Origin of the sequence: Microbacterium sp. CPCC 204701, assembly GCF_004010105.1 — a bacterium.
Taxonomy (GTDB): Bacteria; Actinomycetota; Actinomycetes; order Actinomycetales; family Microbacteriaceae; genus Microbacterium.
In genome coordinates this window covers 1-5442 of record NZ_RRYE01000206.1, presented here as the reverse complement: position 1 = coordinate 5442, position 5442 = coordinate 1, and the positions used below count along the sequence as shown (strand labels likewise).

The 5442-nt window shown below is 71.0% G+C and carries 7 protein-coding genes; all 7 read right to left on the bottom strand.

What is annotated here, in order from left to right; genetic code table 11:
* A partial coding sequence (locus tag EIO58_RS11930; protein WP_240658778.1) for a (d)CMP kinase occupies positions 1-483 on the bottom strand: 483 nt, incomplete at its 3' end.
* Entirely contained in the window at positions 476-1609 is a 1134-nt protein-coding gene (locus tag EIO58_RS11925) for a prephenate dehydrogenase (RefSeq protein ID WP_205789242.1), read from the bottom strand. The genes EIO58_RS11930 and EIO58_RS11925, both read right to left, overlap by 8 nt.
* On the bottom strand, positions 1610-2419 hold the full coding sequence (locus EIO58_RS11920) for a pseudouridine synthase (protein ID WP_127819729.1): 810 nt from the start codon (positions 2417-2419) through the stop codon (positions 1610-1612).
* Entirely contained in the window at positions 2416-3021 is a 606-nt protein-coding gene (gene scpB, locus EIO58_RS11915; RefSeq protein WP_127819728.1) for an SMC-Scp complex subunit ScpB, read from the bottom strand. Before scpB ends, EIO58_RS11920 begins: the two co-directional genes overlap by 4 nt.
* Positions 3011-3832 (bottom strand): segregation and condensation protein A, encoded by an 822-nt coding sequence (locus tag EIO58_RS11910; protein ID WP_127819730.1) that lies wholly within the window; start codon positions 3830-3832, stop codon positions 3011-3013. The genes scpB and EIO58_RS11910 overlap by 11 nt, the downstream gene beginning before the upstream one ends.
* Entirely contained in the window at positions 3822-4712 is an 891-nt protein-coding gene (locus EIO58_RS11905; RefSeq protein ID WP_127819727.1) for a ParA family protein, read from the bottom strand. Before EIO58_RS11905 ends, EIO58_RS11910 begins: the two co-directional genes overlap by 11 nt.
* Before the next feature lie 108 nt (positions 4713-4820).
* On the bottom strand, positions 4821-5442 hold a 622-nt coding region (locus EIO58_RS11900; protein ID WP_240658773.1), incomplete at its 5' end, for a tyrosine-type recombinase/integrase.

Here is a 5442-nt window from a genome sequence, read left to right as displayed (position 1 = left end):
CACCGGCGCATCGGGCGCGACCACCGTGGTGATGTCGCGGCCCTCGACCACGACTCCCGGGCGCCCCGACCCGGCGACGAGCGCGCGGAACAGCGCGTTCACCGACTCGCGCACGGCGGGCACGCGCGCGACGCCGCTGACGGCGTCCGACACGCGCGGCTCGCGGATCGCGTCGGTCACATCGGTGCCGGCCACCCGCACCCAGTACGCGTCGGGGTCGAGTGAGATCGCGTAGTCGAAATCGCTGGCGACGTCGAGAACGGATGCCGCGTCCGACGTGTCGATGCCGTGCTCGAGCGCGTGCCACGCGAGGGCACGATAGGCGGCCCCGGTGTCGAGGTAGCCGTAGCCGAGACGGCGCGCGGCCTGCTTCGAGACGCTCGACTTGCCGCTGCCGGCAGGGCCGTCGATCGCGACGATCACGGTGCTCGCGTCCCCTGGGCTCGTGCTTCCGGTTGCTGAGCTCGTCGAAGGGTCAGTCATTGGTGGTGCTCGCAATCTTCCAGCCGCGCGCTTCGAGGCCGTCGACGGCCGGGCGCACCGCGCTCGGGACGACGCTGATCTCGGCGAGGCCGAACTGGGCGCCGGGCGAATGCTCCAGGCGCAGGTCTTCGACGTTGACGCCGAGCTCGCCGAGCTCGCCGAACAGGCGTCCGAGCTGGCCCGGAGTGTCGTCGACCATCACGACGACCTGCTCGAAGCGGCGGTTCTGCCCGTGCTTGCCGGGAAGGCGCTCGACCCCGTCGTTGCCTCGGCGGATCGTGTCGGCCACTGCGCGCCGCGCTCCTGGCGCATCGGGAGCCCGCAACGCGTCGGCTACCGCAGAGAGATCCGCCGCGAGGCGGTCGAGCACGTCGACCACCGGCTCGGCGTTGGCTCCGAGGATCTGCACCCACAGCTCGGGAGCGGATGCCGCGATGCGCGTCGTGTCGCGCACGCCCTGGCCCGCGAGCCGCAGGCTGTCGTCGTGCGCGTCGACGAACCGTCCCGCGAGCAGGCTCGCGACCAGCTGCGGCACGTGCGAGACGAGCGCGACCGCCCGGTCGTGGTCTTCGGGCGACATCTCGATCGGCGTCGCGCCGAGGTCGAGCGCGAGCGCCTCGACGAGTGCGAGGTCGGCGGACGGCGTCTCTTCGTCGCGGCACACCACCCACGGGCGGCCGACGAAGATGTCGGCTCGCGCCGAGATCGCTCCCCCGCGCTCGCGACCGGCGAGCGGGTGCGAACCGATGTAGTGCGTGAGATCGACACCGCGCTCCCGCAGCGTGCGCAGCGGTTCGAGCTTGACACTCGCGACGTCGGTCACGACCGCCCGCGGGAAGCGGGCCAGCTCGCGTTCGATGACGTCGGCGGTCACGTCGGGCGGGACGGCGACCACCACGAGCGCCGGATCGTCGCCGTCGGTCGCGCGCCGGCCGGCACCGTAGTCGACGGCGAGGCGCAGCTGCGAGGGCGACGTGTCGTCGAGCGCGACATCGATGCCCCGTGCGCTGAGCGCATGGCCGATGCTCGCGCCGAGCAGCCCGGTGCCGACGATCCGCACCGTGCCCTGCACACGCGGTGCGAGGCCGGCCGGGTCGCGGGCGGCGCGCGCGGCGGAATCGGTCACTTACGTCTCCTGTTCGCCCTCTCCCGCCTGAGTGGACGAGGTGTCACGGCGCGCGAGAGTCAGCAGAGCGCCGCGCTCCACTTTAGTCAACTCGCGGGCACGCCCGGCTGGCAGTGTTCCCAGGTGGAGGGGTCCGAACTGCCGGCGCACGAGTTCCACGACGGGATGCCCCACCGCATCCATCATGCGCCGCACGATGCGGTTGCGGCCCGAGTGCAGCGTCAGCTCGACGAGCGACCCGCCGCCTTCCGCCGACGCCGACAGCAGGCGAGCCTTGTCCGCGGCGATCGATCCGTCCTCGAGCTCGATGCCCCGCACCAGCTTCTGGATCGTCTGCGACGTGACCACGCCCTCCACCTTCGCGATGTACACCTTCGTCACGCCGAACGACGGGTGCGCGAGCACGTGCGCGAGCTCGCCGTCATTGGTGAGCACGAGCAGGCCGCTGGTCTCGGCATCCAATCGCCCCACGTTGTACAGCCGCTCGGGCCAGTCCTTCGTGAAGCGACGAAGGTCGGGGCGACCTCGGTCGTCCTTCATCGAGCTCACGACGCCGGTCGGCTTGTTCAGCATGACGTAGCGCTTGGACTGGTCGAGCTGGACCGCCGTGCCGTCGACGTCGACGAGGTCGCGGTCGGGGTCGATGCGGGAGCCGAGCTCGGTGACGACGGTGCCGTTGACGCGCACGCGTCCCTCGACGATGTACTGCTCGGCGACCCTGCGCGACGCGACCCCCGCGTTCGCGAGCGCCTTCTGAAGACGCACCCCCTCCGTCGCCTCGCGTGGGCCCTGCGCCTCTTGATCGGTCATCGCCGTGGCCCTCCGTCGAAGACGTCGCCCGCGACCTCGTCGGCGCCGTCCAGCAGCGGCGAGATGTGGGGCAGCTCGTCCAGCGAGTTGATGCCGAGGTGCACCAGCAGTGCGTCCGTGGTGCCGTAGTTGATGGCGCCGGTCTCGGCATCCGTGAACAGCTCGGTGATGAGTCCGCGGGCCAGCAGCGTCCGCACCACCGAATCGACGTTCACCGCGCGGATGGACGCGACCTGGCCGCGGGTCACCGGCTGCTTGTACGCGATCACGGCGAGCGTCTCGAGCGCGGCCTGCGACAGCCGCGAGGGCGCCTGACCGCCGACGAACTCGCTCACCAGGTCGTCGAGCTCCTCGCGGACGTACAGCCGCCAGCCGCCGCCGACCTCACGCAGCTCGAACCCGCGCACGGGGCCGCCCGCTCGGCCGTCGTAGTCGTCCACGAGCGTTTCGATCGCCTGCCGCACGGCGGGGACGGGCGCCCCGACCGCCGCCGCGAGGCTCACCAGGCTCTGCGGCTCCTCGACGATCAGCAGAATCGCCTCCAGGCGCCGCGCGACGTCGTCCGTCGCCACCTGCGGCGCATCAGCTGTGTCATCGGTCATAGTCGGCTCCCAGGGTCGCGAGGTTCTCGTCGGACCACCGCTGCGCGCTCCAGCGGAGAGTCAGCTCGCCGAGCGGCTCGAGCTGCTCGAACGAGAGGGCGGCGTGGCGGTAGAGCTCGAGCACCGACAGGAACCGCGCCACGACGACTCCCGACTGGTTCACGCCGGCGATGAGCTCACGGAAGGTCAGACTGCCGGCATCCCGCAGCAGTGTCACCACGATCGCCGCCTGCTCCCTGATGCTCACCAGCGGCGCGTGCAGATGGTCGAGGCCCACGCGCGGGATCTCTCTCGGCGTCATCGCCAGGAGGGCGAGCGCGGCGAAGTCGTCGACGCTGAGGGACCAGGCGAGCTCCGGCACCGCATTGCGGTACTTCTCGTCGAGGCGCACCGAGCGCGTGTGCCGCCGCTCCTCGCGTCGCAGGCACCGCTCGAACCACGCCGAGACCTCCTTGAACGCGCGGTACTGCAGCAGACGGGCGAAGAGCAGATCGCGCGCCTCCAGCAGCGCGACAGACTCCGCATCGACGAGCTCACCCTGCGGCAGCAGGCCCGCGACCTTCATGTCGAGCAGCGTCGCCGCGACCACCAGGAACTCGGATGCCTCGTCGAGATCCTCCTCCGGGCCCAGTTGCCTCAGGTACGAGATGAACTCGTCGGTCACCTTCGACAGCGACACCTCGGTGATGTCGAGCTCGTGCTTCGAGATCAGGTTCAGCAGCAGGTCGAACGGGCCGTCGAAGTTCGACAGGCTGACGCGGAACCCCGGTTCCTCCTCGGTTCCCGAGCTCGTCGAAGGGTCAGGCGACAGCGCCACGGGCGACCAGCTCCCGCGCCAATCGCAGGTACGCCTGCGCGGCGGCGTGCTCGGGCGCGAACTCGGTGATGGGCATGCCGGAGACGGACGCGTCGGGGAACTTGACCGTGCGGCCGATCACCGTCTCGAGCACGTCGTCGCCGAAGGCGTCCACGACGCGCTCGAGCACTTCGCGCGAGTGCAGGGTTCGGGGGTCGTACATCGTCGCCAGCACGCCGTCGAGCGTGATGGTCGGGTTCAGTCGGTCGCGCACCTTGTCGATCGTCTCGATGAGGAGCGCCACCCCGCGCAGCGCGAAGAACTCGCACTCGAGCGGGATGATCACGCCATGGCTCGCGGTGAGCGCGTTCACGGTGAGGAGACCGAGCGAGGGCTGGCAGTCGATGAGCACCACGTCGTAGTCGTTCGCGACGTGGCGAAGGACGCGCGAGAGCGTCTGCTCGCGGGCCACCTCGTTCACCAGGTGCACCTCGGCGGCGGATAGGTCGATGTTGGCGGGAAGGACGTCCAGGTTCTCGACGCGCGCGCGCACGATCACATCGCGCGCGTCGCGCTTGCCGTCCAGCAGCAGATCGTAGATCGTGGGGGTCTCGTGCGTCTGGATGCCGAGCCCGGCCGACAGCGCGCCCTGCGGGTCGAAGTCGACCGCGAGCACCTTGCGCCCATACGCCGCGAGAGCCGCGGCGAGGTTGATGGTGGTCGTCGTCTTGCCGACGCCGCCCTTCTGGTTGCACAGCGAGATGATTCGAGCGGGGCCGTGACCGTCGAGCTTGGGCGGCGTGGCGAAGCCGTGATAGGGACGTCCGGTCGGTCCGATCGGAACCTCGGACTGCGAGGTCTTCGCCGACCCTGTCTTCGTCCTGCTGTCAGCCACCGTGCTCCCGCTTCCTCGTGCTCGCTCGATACTAGTCGGCCACCGCGATTTCACGCGGCACAGCGCCGTGCGGGCGGCAGATACGACCCGCGCGGACGGGTCGACGACTCACCGCGCCCGGGGGTGCGAGGTGGCGTAGACGTCGCGCAGCGCATCCACCGACACGTACGTGTAGATCTGCGTCGTCGCCACCGACGCGTGCCCGAGCAGCTCCTGCACGACACGGACGTCGGCGCCTCCCTGCAGCAGGTGCGTCGCGAACGAGTGGCGCAGCGTGTGCGGCGAGACGTGGGCCGTCAGGTGCGCGCGTTCGGCGGCCGACTGGATGACGAGCCACGCGCTCTGCCGCGACAGCGGCGCGCCGCGCGCACCCAGGAAGAGCCTCGGCGTCGCACGCCCTCGCCGCGAGAGCTCGGGGCGCGCCCGTGTGAGGTAGACGTCGAGCGCAGCGCGTGCGTACGACCCGACCGGCACGATGCGCTCCTTCGAGCCCTTGCCCCTCACCCGCAGCACCTCGCCGCGGCCGACATCGTCGACATCCAGCTGCACGATCTCCGAGACGCGCGCGCCGGTCGCGTACAGCAGCTCGAGCAGCGCACGGTCCCGCATGCCGATGAGGTCTCCGGGCGCCGCTCCCCCGCCGGCGGCCGGGCCCACCGCGTCTCGGGCATCCGGCGCGGCAGACCCGGGCAAGGTCGCAGGCGCCGGCCCCGCGGCATCCAGCAGCTGC